26 protein-coding genes are annotated in these 17476 nt (G+C 43.2%); 12 read left to right on the top strand and 14 right to left on the bottom strand.

The window, feature by feature from the left end; translation table 11 throughout:
* From AC5JL3_RS22780 to AC5JL3_RS22765, 4 genes are all read right to left on the bottom strand, one after another.
* On the bottom strand, positions 1-3101 hold a 3101-nt coding region (locus AC5JL3_RS22780; protein WP_496076654.1), incomplete at its 3' end, for a DUF3987 domain-containing protein.
* A gap of 480 nt (positions 3102-3581) precedes the next feature.
* Entirely contained in the window at positions 3582-3827 is a 246-nt protein-coding gene (locus AC5JL3_RS22775) for a hypothetical protein (protein ID WP_496076653.1), read from the bottom strand.
* Positions 3828-3831: 4 nt separating this feature from the next.
* Positions 3832-4026: a hypothetical protein gene (locus AC5JL3_RS22770; RefSeq protein ID WP_496076652.1), complete on the bottom strand. Its 195-nt coding sequence runs from the start codon at positions 4024-4026 to the stop codon at positions 3832-3834.
* On the bottom strand, positions 4023-4229 hold the full coding sequence (locus AC5JL3_RS22765; protein WP_496076651.1) for a plasmid partition protein ParG: 207 nt from the start codon (positions 4227-4229) through the stop codon (positions 4023-4025). The genes AC5JL3_RS22770 and AC5JL3_RS22765 overlap by 4 nt, the downstream gene beginning before the upstream one ends.
* Before the next feature lie 294 nt (positions 4230-4523).
* On the opposite strand from AC5JL3_RS22765, the gene AC5JL3_RS22760 reads away from it, so the two are divergent.
* The 11 genes from AC5JL3_RS22760 to AC5JL3_RS22710 all read left to right on the top strand — a co-directional run bounded on the left by AC5JL3_RS22760 (position 4524) and on the right by AC5JL3_RS22710 (position 10343).
* The gene (locus AC5JL3_RS22760; RefSeq protein ID WP_496076650.1) at positions 4524-5522 is read left to right on the top strand and encodes a ParM/StbA family protein; all 999 of its coding nucleotides are present in this window, start codon (positions 4524-4526) and stop codon (positions 5520-5522) included.
* Positions 5519-5785 (top strand): hypothetical protein, encoded by a 267-nt coding sequence (locus AC5JL3_RS22755; protein ID WP_496076649.1) that lies wholly within the window; start codon positions 5519-5521, stop codon positions 5783-5785. Before AC5JL3_RS22760 ends, AC5JL3_RS22755 begins: the two co-directional genes overlap by 4 nt.
* Positions 5786-5793: 8 nt before the next feature.
* Positions 5794-5988: a hypothetical protein gene (locus AC5JL3_RS22750; protein WP_496076648.1), complete on the top strand. Its 195-nt coding sequence runs from the start codon at positions 5794-5796 to the stop codon at positions 5986-5988.
* 25 nt (positions 5989-6013) lie between these two features.
* Positions 6014-6238: a hypothetical protein gene (locus AC5JL3_RS22745; protein ID WP_496076647.1), complete on the top strand. Its 225-nt coding sequence runs from the start codon at positions 6014-6016 to the stop codon at positions 6236-6238.
* Positions 6239-6460 carry a hypothetical protein gene (locus AC5JL3_RS22740; RefSeq protein ID WP_496076646.1) on the top strand — a complete coding sequence of 74 codons (222 nt, stop codon included), beginning with the start codon at positions 6239-6241 and terminating at the stop codon, positions 6458-6460.
* Positions 6461-6465: 5 nt separating this feature from the next.
* The gene (locus AC5JL3_RS22735; RefSeq protein ID WP_496076645.1) at positions 6466-6771 is read left to right on the top strand and encodes a hypothetical protein; all 306 of its coding nucleotides are present in this window, start codon (positions 6466-6468) and stop codon (positions 6769-6771) included.
* Positions 6768-6959: a hypothetical protein gene (locus AC5JL3_RS22730; protein ID WP_496076644.1), complete on the top strand. Its 192-nt coding sequence runs from the start codon at positions 6768-6770 to the stop codon at positions 6957-6959. The genes AC5JL3_RS22735 and AC5JL3_RS22730 overlap by 4 nt, the downstream gene beginning before the upstream one ends.
* Positions 6956-7102: a hypothetical protein gene (locus AC5JL3_RS22725; RefSeq protein ID WP_496076643.1), complete on the top strand. Its 147-nt coding sequence runs from the start codon at positions 6956-6958 to the stop codon at positions 7100-7102. Before AC5JL3_RS22730 ends, AC5JL3_RS22725 begins: the two co-directional genes overlap by 4 nt.
* Positions 7103-7152: 50 nt before the next feature.
* Complete coding sequence (locus AC5JL3_RS22720; RefSeq protein WP_496076642.1) at positions 7153-7614, top strand: hypothetical protein; 462 nt, start codon at positions 7153-7155, stop codon at positions 7612-7614.
* Positions 7615-7619: 5 nt separating this feature from the next.
* Positions 7620-8426 carry a hypothetical protein gene (locus AC5JL3_RS22715; RefSeq protein WP_496076641.1) on the top strand — a complete coding sequence of 269 codons (807 nt, stop codon included), beginning with the start codon at positions 7620-7622 and terminating at the stop codon, positions 8424-8426.
* A 72-nt stretch (positions 8427-8498) separates the two neighbouring features.
* Positions 8499-10343, top strand: coding sequence for a helicase HerA domain-containing protein (locus AC5JL3_RS22710; RefSeq protein ID WP_496076640.1), 1845 nt, complete (start codon positions 8499-8501; stop codon positions 10341-10343).
* A 163-nt stretch (positions 10344-10506) separates the two neighbouring features.
* Here AC5JL3_RS22710 and AC5JL3_RS22705 read toward each other — a convergent pair whose 3' ends face one another.
* From AC5JL3_RS22705 to AC5JL3_RS22685, 5 genes are all read right to left on the bottom strand, one after another.
* On the bottom strand, positions 10507-10908 hold the full coding sequence (locus tag AC5JL3_RS22705) for a hypothetical protein (protein ID WP_496076639.1): 402 nt from the start codon (positions 10906-10908) through the stop codon (positions 10507-10509).
* Positions 10909-10959: 51 nt separating this feature from the next.
* A complete protein-coding gene (locus AC5JL3_RS22700) occupies positions 10960-11196 on the bottom strand; it encodes a DUF2283 domain-containing protein (protein WP_496076638.1) in 237 nt (78 codons plus the stop codon).
* Positions 11193-11495, bottom strand: coding sequence for a hypothetical protein (locus AC5JL3_RS22695; protein WP_496076637.1), 303 nt, complete (start codon positions 11493-11495; stop codon positions 11193-11195). Before AC5JL3_RS22695 ends, AC5JL3_RS22700 begins: the two co-directional genes overlap by 4 nt.
* 439 nt (positions 11496-11934) lie before the next feature.
* The gene (locus AC5JL3_RS22690) at positions 11935-12222 is read right to left on the bottom strand and encodes a hypothetical protein (protein WP_496076636.1); all 288 of its coding nucleotides are present in this window, start codon (positions 12220-12222) and stop codon (positions 11935-11937) included.
* Positions 12223-12393: 171 nt separating this feature from the next.
* A complete protein-coding gene (locus tag AC5JL3_RS22685) occupies positions 12394-12816 on the bottom strand; it encodes a YnfA family protein (protein ID WP_496076635.1) in 423 nt (140 codons plus the stop codon).
* 700 nt (positions 12817-13516) lie between these two features.
* Here AC5JL3_RS22685 and AC5JL3_RS22680 point away from each other — a divergent pair.
* Positions 13517-14308: a hypothetical protein gene (locus AC5JL3_RS22680; RefSeq protein WP_496076634.1), complete on the top strand. Its 792-nt coding sequence runs from the start codon at positions 13517-13519 to the stop codon at positions 14306-14308.
* Between the two features lie 51 nt (positions 14309-14359).
* Here the strand turns inward: AC5JL3_RS22680 and AC5JL3_RS22675 are convergent, their stop codons facing one another.
* The 5 genes from AC5JL3_RS22675 to AC5JL3_RS22655 form a co-directional block, all read right to left on the bottom strand.
* The gene (locus AC5JL3_RS22675; protein WP_496076633.1) at positions 14360-14701 is read right to left on the bottom strand and encodes a KGK domain-containing protein; all 342 of its coding nucleotides are present in this window, start codon (positions 14699-14701) and stop codon (positions 14360-14362) included.
* Positions 14702-14804: 103 nt separating this feature from the next.
* The gene (locus AC5JL3_RS22670; RefSeq protein ID WP_496076632.1) at positions 14805-15461 is read right to left on the bottom strand and encodes a tyrosine-type recombinase/integrase; all 657 of its coding nucleotides are present in this window, start codon (positions 15459-15461) and stop codon (positions 14805-14807) included.
* A 543-nt stretch (positions 15462-16004) separates the two neighbouring features.
* Positions 16005-16823 (bottom strand): hypothetical protein, encoded by an 819-nt coding sequence (locus AC5JL3_RS22665; RefSeq protein WP_496076631.1) that lies wholly within the window; start codon positions 16821-16823, stop codon positions 16005-16007.
* A 20-nt stretch (positions 16824-16843) separates the two neighbouring features.
* Complete coding sequence (locus tag AC5JL3_RS22660) at positions 16844-17065, bottom strand: hypothetical protein (RefSeq protein ID WP_496076630.1); 222 nt, start codon at positions 17063-17065, stop codon at positions 16844-16846.
* Positions 17066-17087: 22 nt separating this feature from the next.
* On the bottom strand, positions 17088-17476 hold a 389-nt coding region (locus AC5JL3_RS22655), incomplete at its 5' end, for a hypothetical protein (protein ID WP_496076629.1).

Here is a 17476-nt window from a genome sequence, read left to right as displayed (position 1 = left end):
AACTCAGGACAACTCAGGACAGTTTCAGGACAGGTGTCCTGAGTTTTGTCCTGAGCTGAAATCCCCACTGTTGTTGAATTACAGGATTCGCTTACAAACTCAGGACAACTCAGGACAGTTTCAGGACAGGTGTCCTGAGTTTTGTCCTGAGCTGAAATCCCCACTGTTGTTGAATTACAGGATTCGCTTACAAACTCAGGACAACTCAGGACAGAAAAATTCAGGACATCACTCTTTATTTGTTTTTCACCACCTGATTCCTCCATTTGTGTGTTCGCAGGTTCAAAAGTGTCCTGAGTGTCCTGAGTTTTATCCTCAAGGGGCTGAACACTAGTATTGGTAATATCTTCAGCTTCTAGTTGAGTGTCCTGAGTTTGTCCTGAGTTGTCCTGAGTTTGACTTCCGTTATTTTCAACAAAATGCTGAACACAATAACTGGTAATAGTTTCAAGTTTTTTTGTTTCTTGTCCTGAGTTGTCCTGAGTTTGACAGCAGTTATTCTGAGAGAGACCTGAGGGAAAAAAATCAGGTGGGGAATCATCCTCTTTATTAATCGACCACATCAGCCTGGTTCCGTCCCCCTTTGTTTGACCAAATCCTGATGTTTCCAATTCTCGGAAGTGCCTGCGTATGTCGTTAGCACTGAATTGTTTCTTGGTCTGTCGGTCAATATCCCGAACATCAGCAGCATTCAGCCAGCCCTTACGTTCAGACAATTGGATAATTTTGGTATGAATGGCAGCCATCTCACCATTGGCGGCATCTCCTTCTGAATGAATGAGTTTCACCTGTCCAATGTGGTATTTGGCAAGTTTAATTACTGCCATCATTGTTTGCTCACTAACCTCTAGCTCAGGGATAGAGCCTTCATTTACACAGCCATTAAAGCAGTGGAGTAGTAACGCCAAAACTCCTGTATCACCTTTCATCTTTGAGTAGACTGCTCTCAAACCCTGACGAGACTCACTCATTTTCAATTGGTCAAGTTCGTTGTACCAGTTGCGATACAGCCTTTGTGCTTTCGGACTTAACTTGTAAGTTTGAGGTGTGAGCTTACTAATGCGCCTATAAATCCCTTTAAGAAGACCAGAGACATCAAAGGGGATAGCATCATCCGGATAAGGAGCTGGTTGAACTTGCATTACTGTCCAGAGGAAACGCGCCCACTGCCCATTGGCATCAGTGAAATCTCCCATCATCTGACGTAAGATCAAAGGCTGTAACGAGCCAGTGATACTGTAAGCCGACTGGCTAACTACAAGGCGTTTACCAGATGCGCGATTGACTTTAAAGCCTGTACCGTCCCGACCGGATAGGATTTTTTCTCCATCTGCACCCCGCCCATTCTTATACTGACCTTGAGATTTGAATAAAGCGGGTAATTCATCAAACCACCCCAAAAACCCGTGGTTGGGTTGCTGACTTTGAATTAATGCGATCGCCTCGCTAGTAGCATCTGTTGTGTAGTATTCTCGCGGAACGGGTTGTTCTGGTGCTGGTTCATCATTGTTCTTGCTTTTCTTCCACTCAGCTAGCTCTTGCTGATACTCGTCTTGGCGCTCTTTGTACTCAATTTCTGCTTCGTCCTGCAATTTAAAAAGAGGATTGATTATAGTTTTCTGTGCAGGGGATTTTCCTCCACCCGACTCGCATACAAGCCCCGCATACAAAACGGGCACAGCATAAAAATCGGTAGCTTTTATTAGTTCCAGACGAGTACCCACCTGAAGCAAGGAGCCAATAACTGGGTACAGAGTGGTGAGCATAGCCGCAGGAGTTGTCCCCATCCATCCTGCTACCCGTTCTAGTGGCTGAGCAACAGAAGGATGGAGATAGTCTTGAAGCTGAAGCTGATACTTCCCAATCTTCAACAGATTCTCAATTTCTGCTTTGCGATCGGTTCGGGATTCCTCTACATCGACTTCACTTTCGAGAGATGAGGCTAGCTCTTTAATCTCTCTGGTTGTGACCCCAGTAGTTTGAGCCAGATTGATGAAAGCTTCATCACGACGAGAGCGATCTTGATTTCGGTTAAGGATTTCTAGAACACGATCACGCAAGCTTAATGCTACCAGTGATTGTTTTCCATCACCTCCATCACCCCCACTACCTGACCCGCTACTAACCTGATTTAGATTACTGCTGCTATAAGCTCTACCTGAAGGTTTTTCAAAAGACGATTGCCATCCATCTTGTTTTGCCATGTGTCCAAGTGTTCCAATAGATACACCACTGCGTTTAAATGACTTCCACTTCTTTTGACACTCTCCTGGTTTGTATTTGGATGACTGACGGCTCCAGTTCTCCCACTTACTCAAGAAGGGATCACCTAGATAATGGCAAGCCATTCCGACAGCAATCCAATCGTCATAAATGTCTGCACGAGATGGATTGAGGGCATCAAGGTAACTCGATACCCATTCCTCATCAGTCCATTCCTTACCTGACCGAGATTTTGAAGTGTAGGACGTGACAGGTCTTTTCGATTCAAGAAGAGGTAGATGAGATTCCTGTTGAGGTTTTTCAATCAACATCTGTTCAATCACCCACATAGGGGCAGGTGCGATCGCAACTTCTTGAGGAGATTTACGCCATCTGTAAAATTTCATTGTCGGATGAGCAGATGGAGGTAGAACACTCTGCAAGCCATTCCACCTCAACTCCAACTGTTCAGACTTGCCATCATCACCAGTTACACCTGTTGATATTTTTTTTGTTTTGATATCTTCCCAATATTCCTGTGGAATGTAAAAAAGATATTGGCAGCGTCCTGGTCTATTAGATGTAAAGGCAACTGTATCGGGAAGACGTTCACCACCCGATAACTCAAGAATTTTCTCGTGAGCGGAATGCCCATCAGCATCAATGGCAACTATCCCCCCACTTATGATGCCTGTCCTTAATCCATATCCTTTTGCATTATCTGACTTGATTTCAGCCTTCAGTTGGTCAAAAGATAGTGGTGGTTCAGTCTGCCAACCTACTCGATAGGGGCGTTTGTTTCCATCTACAGGTGTCAATATCCAATCGGTTGGGAGTTTGTCTAGTTCTTCAATTAACGATTGCTGATGCTCAGTTGTTTTTTTTAGTTCGGCTACCATTGGTCGAATCTCCTTGATTTATGGTCGTTTTGGGAGACTCGATGCAGAGCAGTGGATGAAAATCTTTCTCTTAATGCAATTGCAAAATGGGGCAAACAGGTTACGCTTGTGTTAATTGGAAATTGGTTGATGCGGTGCTGTTGCCTGCTCCTATTCCTGCGGTAAAATACAGGAAATTAAGCTTTTTGCTTTAAGGGAAAGACTTCGTACCGGGACAGCACCAAGTCTTTTCTTTCTTTTTAGAAGGTTAAAGAATTTTTAACACCCCCGGCCCCTTGGTAGGGGGTGTTTCGCAATTTGATTTCCGCATTGGGAGTTTCATTCCTTATTGGCTGACAAAATAGATTTTCCTGTGTGAAATATAAACGCACTTCAGTCGATCCGAACAAGGCAATTCCTGAAATCTTTGCTCGATCCAAACAAGGTAACTCCTGAAATCCTTACCAGCAGAGGAAAAATAGGTTTTTTTTCTCTGAAAAATTATTGGTGCAGATCCACGTCAAACTGATTTAGGTTGCTGATCAACTCCCGAAACTGGGAGTATTTTTCTTCTGCATAGCTGTCAGGCATTAACCCCAAGACTTGGCAGAATTTGAAGTAATCAGTTTTCCAGTGGAAGCTATTGTTCGCGGTAACAAAGTCGAGTGTGGTGTGTTCTGCACTCGATATAGGTTGATTGAAAGGAGTGCCATCACTCTTGTTGTACTGTCCTGGTGTTTCACTCATGACCTCACTCCTTTAACTCAGCCATAGCCTCAGAGCATTTCTCTAAGGCATCTGAAAGCATATTGTGCAACTGGTTTAAAGCCTCTGAGTCACCCTTGAACTTTTCTAGTGTCCCTTCAATGTCTAGCTCCAGTCCGCCTAAGTCAAAACTTATGGCTGAACTTTCCTGCTCAACTGGTATATCCGGTGTTTCACTCACTCGTTAACTCCTTTCCCTTTACCTTTACCACTGCCAGAGTCGGGGGGTTGTTTAGGTTTTTCGTTGTTAGTTGTCCAGTCCTCGACAAAATCCAGCAGGATCTGGTTCATAGAGACTTTTTGAAGCGCACAAGCTGATTTAAATCGTGCTCTTAAGTCTTCTGGCAAATAGATTTTTACTGACACTTGTTTACTCTCGCTCAATATCCAGTTATCCCTATGTCGCTTTATCCCATTTTTAAGCTTGACACTTTTTGGAATATTACGGTATAGGGGTTTATCGATATAAGGCTTTATCGATGATATCCCAATAAGGACTTGTCGATATATCCCTATATCGATATACTAACTTCTAGAGACGCTAAACGTCAGCTACATGCTCTACAGAGCAAAATCTAACCCCGTCCCGTCAGAGCTTTGAGCCTAGTCTCAGTGCGTTACAACCATGCTCAAAGCTAGAGCAGATAAGCATTAACCGACTTTCAAAGGAATAAAAGAATGACCACAACATTGACGCAGAACGTCAATCAAGCGCCAGTAATGCCCGTAAAACGACCTATTGCGGCACTTGATGCTGGCAACCGTTCAACTCAGTGGATCTCACCCCAGAATATAGTCAAGACCATCCCAAGCTGCATCAAAATGCTTGAGGATTGGGAGGAAGCACAGCCGGATAGTCGTTCTATCTTGATTGAAGTCCTGAACAATTCAAGCGATATTACTGAGCGTTTCATTATTGGGGAGGAAGCCCAGCGGCAGAAGGGTGTTAGTGCCTTTACTGGTAACAAGTGTGAGATGGCTAAACGGCTTGTTTATGCAGCTTTAGAACCGTTACCAGGAACTAACACGGTTATTTTTGATTACCTTCGAGTCGCTTTACCTGATGCTCGGAATACTGAAAATGTCGAGCTTGTAAAAGCACTGGCTAATACTTACTACTTCCGGCGCAATGGTGAAATTATCCACGCATCAGTAAGGGAAGTTGAGCCAGTTGATGAAACCCGACCCGCTTATAAGTTTGCGATCGCTAAAGGTCTTTACAAGTCTCTCAAACACGTTAATGGTGTTCTCGATTTAGGGGGTGGAACTGGTATCGGAAGGCTTTACTCTCCCAGCGGCAACCTGATGCGACAAGCTGATGTGATTGTTCCCGGTACTTTCCAACTGGCTAAAAAGATTGATTCGGCATTGATGCCAGCTACCAATCAGAGCCAGGACTTAAGCCAAGTGATGGACGCGATCGCTGATGGTTCCTTCCAAGTTGGGGTGAGTGGTGCTAACTTTGCTCACTTATTTGAGAAGTGCCGTGATAGTTGGCTTGAAGAAATAAGGGCAACCTTAAGAACAGCATGGGGTCAGTACTTCAATCAAGTTGGGGAGATCTTGATTATTGGTGGTTCAGCACCACTGGCAAACCCGATTGAAGAAAGCACCAAAGGGCGTTTTAAGGTAGCTCCTAACTCTCAGACCATCACAATCATGGGGATGTTGCTATGACCCAAGCGCGAATTGTACTGAGAGGGGCAGCACTAGAAAAAGCTGAACAGTTGCAAGAGTTAACCCAACTGGGCAGTATCAGTGAGGTTATCAATGTTTTGTTCTCGCGCTATGCCAAGCACTTAGAGCAAACATGGCAAGTACAAGCAATTAGTCCGACATACGCTAGAGCTGAACCTTTGCCAGATATAGGACAGCAGGTGATCGCCCCAACCTTACCAGAAAGCGACTTCCAGTTTGATGAACCACTGACAGGGTTGTAGGAGAACGAATGATCAAATTCCTCCAAAAGCTCAAAGAACAATGGGAAGTTAATCGAGCTTGCCGCCAAACCCTTGAGATTTACAAGACTGGGACGGCTGAAGAACGACAGCAGATTGAGGATTTACTTTGGGAAGTTGGCAGGAGTAAGGGTGATATGGCCCAAGCAGAAGCAGTGATTAAATCACTCAGACAAGCACTTTAAGTAGTTCAAATCAAAGGAAGCACAAGTGACACCAGAAACATCATTAACCTTGCAAATCCTACTGGATATTGACGAACCCACAATCCAGGAGTGGTTTGAGATTGTCAAAAGGGCTTATCCCCAGATGGAAGGTGAGTTTTACCCTCGTTTTCTCGGTATAGCAATGGGTGCCTTAAAAAGTGCAGTTGAAGCTGGCTACCCGATAGATAGGTGGATTGCCGATACTCGCAAAAGTAATGGAGTAGCTTGAATGATAGCACCAGAACCATTAGAAGCCATAAGGCAGGAGCATGAAAGCTTTCTCACTCAACTAGAGGCACTTGCAGTAGAAGCGATCGCTTCTAACGACTGGAGTGAAGTTCAAGACCACATTACTTTCAATGCCCCTCAAGTTGAAGCCAGCACCAAAAGTTTGTCCCGCTCCGGTGCTGACTTATCCCAAACGACCAACAAAACAATCATTAAGGATTAATAACAATGGTAAAACCACTCGGATATTTTGTTGGCGGACTTCCCGGCACCCAAGACTCACACATTTTGGCTGAAATTGAGGAGCAGTACGGTTCTCAACTACAAGCACTCACGAATGATGATCGGGCAGCCTGTCTCATTATGCTTATCGAATCGGCTACCGACACTCCTCAGGCAATTGTGCAGGACAGTTTTGATGAAGATGGTAACGGCTGGGGGCTGTGGCAGCTAACGCAGAATCTTACTCCCAGCAGCAAGCTCAATCTGTGTATTGCCCTTCTCAATCAGATGGTTTGTGGGGGGTTGAGATGAACGCAGACGAAATTAAAGCCTCCATGCAACAACAGCTTGAAGCGGCTGGAGTCCCCACTAATCAAGCTCGTGATGCTGCTAATGTACTAGCCCGTCAGAATGCCGGGGAACTGCCTTTTCCTCTCCCACCAGACCAGCAGCACATTGTATCCAGTGCTTATGAGTGGTTTAAGGCGAAACAGCAATGAAAGACCTGATTCACGAATCCATCATCACTGCTCAAAAACCACTGGCTCATCTTGCCAGAAATCCGAAAGCACCAGAACCAATTAAAGCGGCAGCACAAAAAGCGTTTGTTCTGGTAGGTCGCTTACGGTTCCACATCAACTAGTTTTAATGCCCAATTTATTGATGAGTTGGGCATTAAAAAAGGAGAAGTTCGTGTTCAAAAAAAATGCAGCTACCTACTTACTAGCCGCCCAGTTTGGAGCATTGGGATTCGGGTATATTCTGCGCTCGCCCGACTTACAAGCTACAGCCGAACGCCAAACCAACATTCGCAATGAACAAAAAGAGTCGGCATTTGACCGTCAAGAGGCAATCTCTAGGGCGCAAACTTGTATCCCTTTAATGAGTGAGATGCCCATTACAGATGGGATTGCCGCTTATTTCTCCTCAGTGGAAGGAGGGCGAATTGTTATCCACAAGAACCGACCAATGCCGAGCGGAACGATTGTATGTGATGCCTTCGGAATTACTGGAGTTGTCGCGCTAGATGCAGAAGGCACCCCATTTGTTACTGACCTACGCAGAATGCCACCAGAAGAGATGCAGGAAATTCTCTCCTCTCGTGGTGTCATGCCAACTCAAGCCACACACCCCTTTGCCAACATACCTAAGTGATAAAGATGGCTAAATTCAATACCAACAACACTCAATCAACTCACCAGCCCCAAATCATCATTCCTAAGAGCGCACGTCATGATATGGATTTTGATGATGAGAAAGTACCAGTCTCTCAAAGGTTGGGAGACTTGAGTGATAAGACTTTCGGCTTCATCTTCAACCCAAATACCATCAAATTCGGTATCCTCTTATTTGCTGGATTCTGTATCGCCATTAACTTAGCGGGCTACTACGACCTCGTGAACCAAGTATTCACGACACGTCTAGATGAACTGGGCAGAACCCTACCAGTAGAAGCCCCAATTGGCGACAGAATCATGAATTCAATTGTGCGCCTACCGTTTTTGGGAACTGCACTTGTTTGGCTCGATCAGTTAACAGGTGGACTGATTGCGTTAGTAGGAGCGATCGCTTTTTGCTTCATGATTCAAGGTCTGGAGATAGCCGGACGCTTTCACCTGTATTTTCCAGATTCGGCAGAGAACCTGCTCTACAAGCAAAATCGGAAACGTTATGAAGCACCTGGTAATCATCCAGCGGCTAAAAAGGCTTACAAACTAGCGACAACCGAAACGCTCTCAATTCTACGTTGGTTGGCGATAGCCGGATATGTTGCTTATTTGGTTGATGCTTACGCCATGCACCTATCTCGCCCTTGGCTAGACAATCTCAGCAATCCCTTGTGGATAAACATCATTTGGAATGGACTGGCGGTTGCAGGAGTTGAACTAGCAATGATTCTCCACAGAGGTTATAAGGCGGTCACTCTCTCAAATGTTGAGAAAGCCGATAAGGACAGACTCTACTAATCACTAACAACTAATCACTAATTTGAATGGGGTGTCTCTTGGCACCCCTAACTGTAGGAGGAAGAGGAAATCATGCACGAACTAACAACCAATCTAGAACCCGGAAATCCAGACGGTCACACAGTCTTACGGTACTTGGTTGAAGCAAAACAAATGCCTTTAGATGTTGCGATTGAGCGGGTCTACAAGGCAGTGGGTAAGTATGCGGCTGAATATCGTTCTGACCAAAACAAGCTACTGACAGGAATGCTGGTTACAGGAGTCTTAGGGCTACCTGTCTTCTTCCCTTTTGGTGTGCCTTCTTTACTGATTGCTGGCTCAATTGGGGCATCAGTAGTGAGCTGGCAGGAATTAGGAGCAATGCGCGATCGCCTTAAACCGGAATTGGCTTGTCTAAAAAATTCAGTCCTACTTGAGCAGTTCATCAAGTGGTTGGCTGAGGAAGTCAAAAAACGTAGAGGTCAATCTTTCGACTCTCCTACTACACCATTTCAGGCTGATGCGATTACTACAGCCAATATCCTTACCGCTTACGAACATACAGTCTTCTGTGTGGCTCAGGGTGAGCATTTAGAAAATAATGCCTCAGATCCAATACTTGCTCTATTTGTGGTGAAGTTACGCCAGCACACGAACCACTTACCCAATTGGGTGATGGATGCATTTCGGCATCTAGAACAAGCTGAAGCACAACGTAGTTCCCATCTAGAAGCCGCTTACGGGTATATGTTTGGGAATCTCTCTCAATCACCAGTTGGTCAAAATACTCGTTTAGGTGCTGTTGATGTACCCGCGCAATCAGTGGAGGGTGAGAATCGCTTGGGAAAGTCGATAGAAATTAGTTCATATTCACTACCACCATCTCACTTCCCTTCCCAGCCAGCCGTCCCTACACCAGAAACTAATACCTCTACACCAGCCGTCACTAACATCAAATGGATTGACAACTTTGTTAGCCAAACCGCATTGATTTGGGGCAACCAAGGTAGTGGTAAAAGCTGGATGGCTCGGTATATTGCTAAGCGGAAGAAGGATAAAGGTTACCGAGTTGTTGTGCTTGACCCAGACTCTAACCGAGCCGAATGGGAAGGAGTAGAGAGTTATCATGACTTTGAAGAGATAGCCGACTTCCTACGCTGGTATGTAGATGAGCTGATGAGCCGTTACAAAGCTTTCAATGCCTCAACTATGACTGAGGATGCATGGAGAGCAAAACTTTGGGCAGAAAGAAAAGCGATCGCACTCATTTGTGAAGAGGTTACCACCTATGTCGATTTGATTGAGGATAAGAAGCTGCTTACCCAGTTCTTCCGGCTCGGACTGACCAAAAGCCGTAAACAGGAGATGCCTTTAACCTTCGTCTCGCACAACAACAATCAAACAGCACTAGGAGGTATTCAGGGACTAGCTAACCTGATTGATAAGATGCTCCAACTTGAACTGCAAACTGATATCGACCCGGACACATTACAACCCACAGCTAGTGGGAAAGGTGCAGTGAAACTAGATGGTTCAAACCAGTGGGTGCCTGTTACTCTCCCAAAATTAGAGCAGAAGATAACAAATTTTGGTGAACTTCAGCCGACGGTTGTACAGCCAGTAAATGTGACTGAAACTATAGCTAATACACAACTAGAAGAGGAAGCGATCACATCTACTGAGATAACCAATGAGTTAAAAATATCTGACAGCTTGGCAGAACCACTCAAGAGCATCTGGCTATTCGCTAAAAAGAAAAATGATTGGGTAACTGCCAGAGACGTTTATAACAATGGGATGTCAGTTTTAAAAGGCAAAGGAGTAAAACAAATTCGGCAATACTTTGGACTTCTAGCTGATAGTGGATTTGGTGAGATAGACGAGCAAGATGGGGATAAACCTAAGTCGGATTCATCTGTCGGGTTCCGAGCAAACTAGAGTAGTGAGTGCTGTAGGGTACGCATATCAAGCCTTACAGCACCTTACAACTCACCCTACGACCCTACCCCACAGATCTATCCGACAACCCTACAGATTCACACTACAGATTAATCGTTATCACATATAAATATTTTTAATAGTAAATTATAAGTACTTTTGGTTATTGCAATCCAGGAAAGTCAATAGTATTAAAATGTTTTGTCGGAATTGTATAGTTTGTCATCATCCTTATAGGATTTTGTAGCTTTAGATGAATTTCATTAAGTACATTTACATAGCCAGCTACTTTATATCTTCCTAAAAGTACATGAACTTCGTTGGCACAGACATAGAGTATCTCTGCTGCTAAATTTCCACCAACTTGAGTCAGGTTTTCTCGAACTTCTTTGGTATCCTCTATTACTAAAACTGCATCATAAGTCTCTAATTTTGAGGAATTATGAACTGATTCAATCCTAAAATCAGCAAAAGCGTAAACTCTATGATTATATTTGTATTCCTCTAGATTTGTGTCATTATTGTGATAATACAGTGTCCTACCATTAGGAATTAATAAATTCAATAAATACATAAAAAATGAAGAAGTTAATTTTGCATTATAAAAGTATGTTTTCTAGCGCTTACTTGCATGTAATATAGTAAATCCAATAATTTCGTCCTGCTCATCATATCTAATAATTAGATCATCATCAGTATATTCACTATCAGCAGCAGGTTTAGTTCTGTCTCCAAAATTAATGTACATTACGTCTGCTTCAAGATCGTAATCTATCTGGAAATCTCGTTTCGGAAAGTTTTTTACAAAAGCAACTAACCCTAATAAGTATTTCTGGATATCAACGTTGGTCACGGCCATATCCTATTCCTCCTTTTAAAAGAATTAATTCTTCGGGTCGCATATGCAGTAATAATAAAACCATCTTTCTCAAGTTCTCGATAGAAAACGGCAAGCCATTTTCCTGATTCTAGTTGTGTTACTGCTAGAAGCTCTTCTTCACCTCCTTCAAAGATAGATTGAGGATTAGCAACAGTTTCTAGAATCTTCTGTCTTTGGTCAATTAGTTCTGGATGCCCTCTGATAATATGCTCCCAACGTTCGTCTGTTAACCGGATGGGAGTGTTTTTAATAGATTTAACAATAGAAGTCACCGTGCTTTTACCTTTGAGTGGCACAGCATTTAGCGTTAAGTATAGCAACCAATGTTTTAGACTGGAATGGCGATAATTCAGTAAGAGAAAGGGAACAAGCTGTGCGACTTTCCAATATGCTTTTCCTCACTGTTCGGGCTTAACCCTCTTACATAGTGGTGACGGCTTGTCCACTCCTATTCCTGTCAAAACGCGATCACGTTTATTTGGAGTGAGCAGCTTGCCTCCTAGTTCCTTTATGAGTTTGAGGTAGCGATCACAATTAGTCAGGCTGCTTACTCAGATGGTGGGTAATATAACTTTGTCCTTGGGTTGTACCTCCAGCCTGTTAAATCTTCAAGATACTCCTGGCTGGTCATTCTTCTCCGTCTAGCTTTCGCATTTACTGTTGAAAATGGTTCTTTAAAGCGACCACACAATTCCTTCTGAGAAATTCCTTCTAGGCTCTCGTGGGAAGTCGCTCTGGCTCTATTGGCTCTATCTGCAACTGCTTTTTTAGTGTCTCTACTTCTGCCTCCAGACGTGAAAAGCGATCGCTAACTACCTGCTCTATTACTTCCTCCACTCTCTCTGTTGACAATTCTGTTAACGAACCTGTTGACAGTCCTAGTCGCTCTTTCAGCAAGCGCTGGGCAACCAGATTAGAACTCTCATTCCCCTCTGCTAGCTGCTTTAAGGCTTCCATCTCTGAATCATTAATACGGAACGATATCAAATGACTCGCCATTGTTAACACTCTGTTGACTGTTGTTAACGTCAGTCTACCCCAGTTGTAGACATCTAGTTAACAAATTAGTTGACATATTGTTAACAGATAGTCTACTGCTGTTAACAGCAGGACGATAACCGCTACAAAACGTCCTGACCCTACGACACATAAGGATTTATCACAATATTGCTAGGCTCTAGGTGCATACATCATCACTAATACACCAGCCAAAACGATCGCGGCTCCGAGCCAGTCCATGCGGTCAGGCATAATCTTGTCCACTTTCCATCCCCAAATGATGGATAGGATGATGAAAATTCCGCCATAAGCGGTATAGGCTCGTCCAAAGTTTGCCGGTTGAAGCGTTGCCACAAATCCATAGGCAGTGAGTAAAATTGTCCCGCCCAATGCCAGCCAACCACTTTTGCCTTCTCGTACCCACAACCAAACTAGGTAACCGCCCCCGATTTCACACAAGCCCGCCATGACAAAATAAAGCAGCGATCGCAGAATAACCATATTACACAGTAGAACTTTGAATTGAGTGAGGTGTAGCCGTTGCAACATCAATCCCCAAATTAAGCAAAACCGAACTGGTGCTGGAAGCTGCATAAACCAAATCAATCAACTCTTGCTCACCCGCTCATCTGAGTGGGTTTTTTCGTGCCTATTAGCCAAAATTATCAATCACAACTTAAACTAACGTGTCTAATACCGATAATAATCCCTATTGGAAGTAGGAAGTAGGCTGTAATGACGCTATAACGTTATTTGGGCTAATACCGGAAAAATTATGGGGCATAAGATACAAAAAATGCCTCTTATTGAGAATGACCCCCTATTGCTGCGAATGATTGATAAGTTAATAAGTTGGCTTTCCACCGATTCAAATGCATCATCTTCTGTGTCAGATTGCGGCAAAATAAAATACCCCATCCTAAGCAAGGATGAGGTGTAGTTGAAAAGTGCGCTCATACCCGTACTAGCAACAAGCAACTTCTCTCCCCCAGGGCATCCCTAGCAATCCTTTAGAGGTATAGAATACTTGGCAATCGCTACACACCAAGTCACTCAAAAGTTTTAAGTAACGTTTTGTTGCTGTTGGCAGAAAAAGCAACGAAATTACTGAGAGTTTTGTAGACAAAGTTATTTACTGCCTACATTAACAAATTCCAGATTATTAGGGCAAGCACAAGCTAAGGTAAACACAAGCTATGAAAATTAGTCGCCAATTCATATCTAATTTTTTATAGATTCAAAGTCACTTTTCTTAAAATATAATAGAGGTAATTCTATATAGGAGCATTCAAGTATGACTGACATGGATAAATTGGATAAGTCAGTTAAAGGTTCTAATCCTAATTGCTCTACTCTACTAGGTTTGGAGATTAGCAAAGGAGAATTAAAGCACCTAACTGGTTTAGGCTTAAATAACATTTCCTTACATAAACCCTCTACCTTCAAGAGAGCGATAAGTGAACGTCGAGTCGCATTAGAGATTTTATTTGCTGCTTTAAGTCCTGTTTACTTTGTGATTGTAAGCGTTTTTGTTGTAGCTCTCACTAGTTTAGTATTATCTAACATTGATATTAATCTTCTTATCCCTGCTGCAACATTAAAGGATATTGGCGCTACAACTATGATACAAATTTTAAGTATAACTACATACTGGATACCAACAACTATTATAACAATCGTCTTTTATCTAAAAATTAGACAATTATTACTAAATAAAATAGTAATTCCTAAAACGACAATATCTTTAATTGAAGAAGTTATCAAATACAACCGAATTGCTAAAACGGTAGAGGTTCAGCAGCAATTAGAAGCCGCTGGCAATCCAGTAATATTGAGTAATAGGGAAAAAGTTATTGAAGCACTTAATTTGACAAGAGCAGACTTAGTTCGTGCCCTTAAAACCGAAAGAATCTTAAGAGAAAACAAAGATATTATTAACAGTCAACCTGAGCTATTTGAGAATAACCTAGCAGCTTTAAAAGCCTTGGATGTTAGTGAGCAAGCTAGTGAAAGTGGACAGCTTCTTAATGAAACGTTGCAGGTCGCAATAGGTGTACAAGAGGAAATGAAAAAGCTCCAGGATTAGTATTGGGGGTAGGGCAGTTTTCGTAAATGTTGGTTTGAGCAAACTCATGTACTACTGTTCAGGTGTAATATCCTTTCTGAGGGTATCCAGGAAATCTGAATCAGGGTTTGTTGGCTCCGGTTCTGGCTCCGGTTCTGGCTCCGGTTCGTCTAGTACAATCTCCACACGCAACCGAATCTTCCCTTTCTTCCAACCGCCACCAGATTGAGCATCCAAAAATTGACAGTCAATACCTTCTTCTAGCCAAGTAGGTGCCGCATTAGAAAGACCCTTAAGGCGTTCTTTAACCGTATGCTTTAGTTGATTAATTCTACAAGTGGAGATGTTAGCAATTAAATTTTCACTTGGACTCACCCATACAACATCTTCGGGAGTTGGTTCCAATCTATCCATACCCTAATACTCAATAAATAGGTTCAAGCAAAATCTTCCTTATTGTTCCCAAAGCTGAGGATAAGGGAACAGATGAGGTGCGATCGCTATTAGCTAAGGAAGTTTATGGAGAAAGCCCTGTATCTACTTGTTGAGGCTCAGCATTCAGGTCAAGATAATTGTATTTCCTGACTTCTTCCCCCACTGGCGATAACATTGATAATGCCGTTACCGCTCCTAACACCTGTGAATCCTGCACTTCCAAATAGTTCTGAAGCTGGCTTAAGGAACGATGACCTGACACTTCCTGAATGATTCTCAAGGGAATTCCCGCATTGCTCATCTGGGTTAAGGCAGTTCTCCTAAATGAATGAGTGCTTCCCCCTTCAATTCCGACTCGCCTATAGGCTTTCCGCAATATTCTAGAAGCTGATTCCGGGTCGATATGTCCACAGAATCGACCAGGGAATAGATACTCTTGCCCTACTGCTGGCTGGTAGTTTGTCAAAATCAATCGCAGGTCTTCAATAACTGGAATCGTGCGAGTCGCTAATTTTCCCTTTGTGTTGCCCTTGCGGATGATTAGCTTTGGTCGCACTCTACCAGCCGTGTCGTAGGCATCCGCTATCTTCAAAGTGCAAGCTTCATTAATCCGGCAGGCAGTAAACAGGCAGATTCCAAATAAGGCGCGATCGCGAGAAGTTTGAAATCCTTCACTAAATAGAAGCTGAATCTCCTGTTGGGTGAGAATCTTGGCTTTGCCGTGTCGATCTACCTTCATCCCTGACGCTCAAGCTATTGATTCATCAGGCTACCGTGAAAGCGTACTGTCACACACTCTCTTGCAATCGCCAAGAGTAGCCGTTAGTGGAAAGCTGTATCCGAGCTACTGCATGAAGGCGGGAAATAATGTAAAACGTCCTACACCCAAACACTTAATGTGTTCAGTTGGAAAAACAGACTTCTAAGCCTAAACCTGATTAATGTGAACTTTTGTAATGGAACGCAGAATTCCTAGATTTTTGAGTGAGAGACAAATAGAGGTGGATAAGGACTAGTCATTTAATCGCAGTTACTAAATGAGATGCCGAACATCGAAATACTCAATGAAGAATGGGAACATAGAATACAACAATTATTCCGACTTAGCTTCCGTCAAGCGGATATTACTAAGTCAAAACGTTTGCGCGATTTAGCAAGACGCTCAGAAACAAGGCGATTAAATTGGTTAAATCAAGTACTCAACTAAACCTTTCCAACAAAGGTTGCTGTCTACTTCCATTTTCTTGATGTGGGTGTTAGAAATAAAAATTGGATAAGCTAGCTAATTGATACCCCGCCCATAAGCTTTACTCCAGCAATTCCTAAACAAAGGATTTTCTAATTCTGCTGGAGATAAAAGCACTCCTCTACTTAATAAGATACGAATATAATCCCAAGAATATCCTGTGGTGCGACAAACTCCTTGTGGAAACCTGCTGATAGAAGAAGGTTTGTTGCTCCCCTCCATACAACTTATTACCTCTTGTAAATCATCACTCTTGGATATGGAAACAGCAGGATTAGAGAGAGGTGGTAACGTTTGCCGATCTCTTTGTGTATAAACAGTTCCGCCCCTTTTGACCTTCCTTTCTATCTGGCTACGGTTGCCAGATAGTTGCTTTCGAGCATTAGCCACAAACTCGTGACTAACACCACATTGCCTGCCTATCTCTCTATTACTCCACTTTGACCACTCTTCATCCCTTAATAACAACTCCACAGCATGGCGCTTATCCTCATTTGTCCGTCTCAATCCATGTTGTGAATTAGCCCCAACTGAGTGCAGAATAGCATCACGTTTACCCCCTTTATGAACAATCGCCTCAATTTTGTTGCCCTTTAGATTGGCTTCTAATCGGCTCTTTATCCTGTGGAATCCATCAGCAACCCAATAGGTTTTACCATCAAAGTAAAGGTTAACTGGGGGGAAGTTGCCGCCAGCTTCCCACACCACAACATAGTCATCCAGTGTTTTCTGGTGGAACCCAGTACGGCTCTGAGTACTCTGGTCAAGATTGATTAATTCGAGTTCAACCAGCTCAACACTTTTGACAAGCTTGAGATGGTTGAATCCCTTTTGTTTGGATGCTTTCGGTTTCATAGTTTTTTCTCATTCATTCTCTAATTATCTCCGATTAAATCGAGGATAGAATCATCTTTTCCAACCCGACTTCTTTGGTTAAGGTGTGCCTCCAAATATCGCTTTGCGCCTTCTGGATCACGCATCAGGAGAGATTCGGCTACATCTCGCACAGTTGGCGGGAGATGCTTAGGAATCTCAAAATGTGTGGCTGAGGAAGGGTCTGTCGATTGTCTGGATTGTCTGATCAACTTATTTTGCATGATGTGCCTCACTGAATGGCATTCACTTCAAATTCATAAGCTTTCTTAAGTGCTGGCGCTGTATTGGTGTGTTCTGGAGGTCAATTGCATCTTGAATCACTTCAGGTGATTGCCCAGCCGTGACCGCTTCAAGTTGTTCTTTTGTGGTGACATCTGCCAAGCCATCAATCAGTTGTTCAAGTGAGGTAATTGCTGGAGTGGTCAATTCGACCTGACTAGATTCATTCTCTTGAGTAACCACTGGGTGTGTGAATGAGTCGTCTAATTGGGTTGAGTCCACATGGATGGTGCCATCTGACCGCTGGTAAATGGGTAGTGGGATTTCAATTTCTACTGGGGAAGGTGTGATCGCTTCTAACTCAGGACAACTCAGGACAGTTTCAGGACAGGTGTCCTGAGTTTTGTCCTGAG

The sequence above is a fragment of the Symplocastrum torsivum genome (genome assembly GCF_059505465.1).
The sequence above is the reverse complement of the archived record's forward strand: the minus strand, read 5'-3'. Positions and strand labels throughout refer to the sequence as shown.

Coding starts and splice junctions, on each gene's coding strand:
- AC5JL3_RS22775 (WP_496076653.1), bottom strand. CDS start 3,827: ATGAGTGAAACACCAGGACAGTACAACAAGAGTGATGGCACTCCTTTC.
- AC5JL3_RS22690 (WP_496076636.1), bottom strand. CDS start 12,222: ATGGCGAGTCATTTGATATCGTTCCGTATTAATGATTCAGAGATGGAA.
- AC5JL3_RS22675 (WP_496076633.1), bottom strand. CDS start 14,701: ATGGATAGATTGGAACCAACTCCCGAAGATGTTGTATGGGTGAGTCCA.
- AC5JL3_RS22740 (WP_496076646.1), top strand. CDS start 6,239: ATGATAGCACCAGAACCATTAGAAGCCATAAGGCAGGAGCATGAAAGC.
- AC5JL3_RS22725 (WP_496076643.1), top strand. CDS start 6,956: ATGAAAGACCTGATTCACGAATCCATCATCACTGCTCAAAAACCACTG.
- AC5JL3_RS22680 (WP_496076634.1), top strand. CDS start 13,517: ATGACTGACATGGATAAATTGGATAAGTCAGTTAAAGGTTCTAATCCT.
- AC5JL3_RS22760 (WP_496076650.1), top strand. CDS start 4,524: ATGACCACAACATTGACGCAGAACGTCAATCAAGCGCCAGTAATGCCC.
- AC5JL3_RS22685 (WP_496076635.1), bottom strand. CDS start 12,816: ATGCAGCTTCCAGCACCAGTTCGGTTTTGCTTAATTTGGGGATTGATG.
- AC5JL3_RS22670 (WP_496076632.1), bottom strand. CDS start 15,461: ATGAAGGTAGATCGACACGGCAAAGCCAAGATTCTCACCCAACAGGAG.
- AC5JL3_RS22750 (WP_496076648.1), top strand. CDS start 5,794: ATGATCAAATTCCTCCAAAAGCTCAAAGAACAATGGGAAGTTAATCGA.
- AC5JL3_RS22710 (WP_496076640.1), top strand. CDS start 8,499: ATGCACGAACTAACAACCAATCTAGAACCCGGAAATCCAGACGGTCAC.
- AC5JL3_RS22755 (WP_496076649.1), top strand. CDS start 5,519: ATGACCCAAGCGCGAATTGTACTGAGAGGGGCAGCACTAGAAAAAGCT.
- AC5JL3_RS22660 (WP_496076630.1), bottom strand. CDS start 17,065: ATGCAAAATAAGTTGATCAGACAATCCAGACAATCGACAGACCCTTCC.
- AC5JL3_RS22715 (WP_496076641.1), top strand. CDS start 7,620: ATGGCTAAATTCAATACCAACAACACTCAATCAACTCACCAGCCCCAA.
- AC5JL3_RS22730 (WP_496076644.1), top strand. CDS start 6,768: ATGAACGCAGACGAAATTAAAGCCTCCATGCAACAACAGCTTGAAGCG.
- AC5JL3_RS22735 (WP_496076645.1), top strand. CDS start 6,466: ATGGTAAAACCACTCGGATATTTTGTTGGCGGACTTCCCGGCACCCAA.
- AC5JL3_RS22665 (WP_496076631.1), bottom strand. CDS start 16,823: ATGAAACCGAAAGCATCCAAACAAAAGGGATTCAACCATCTCAAGCTT.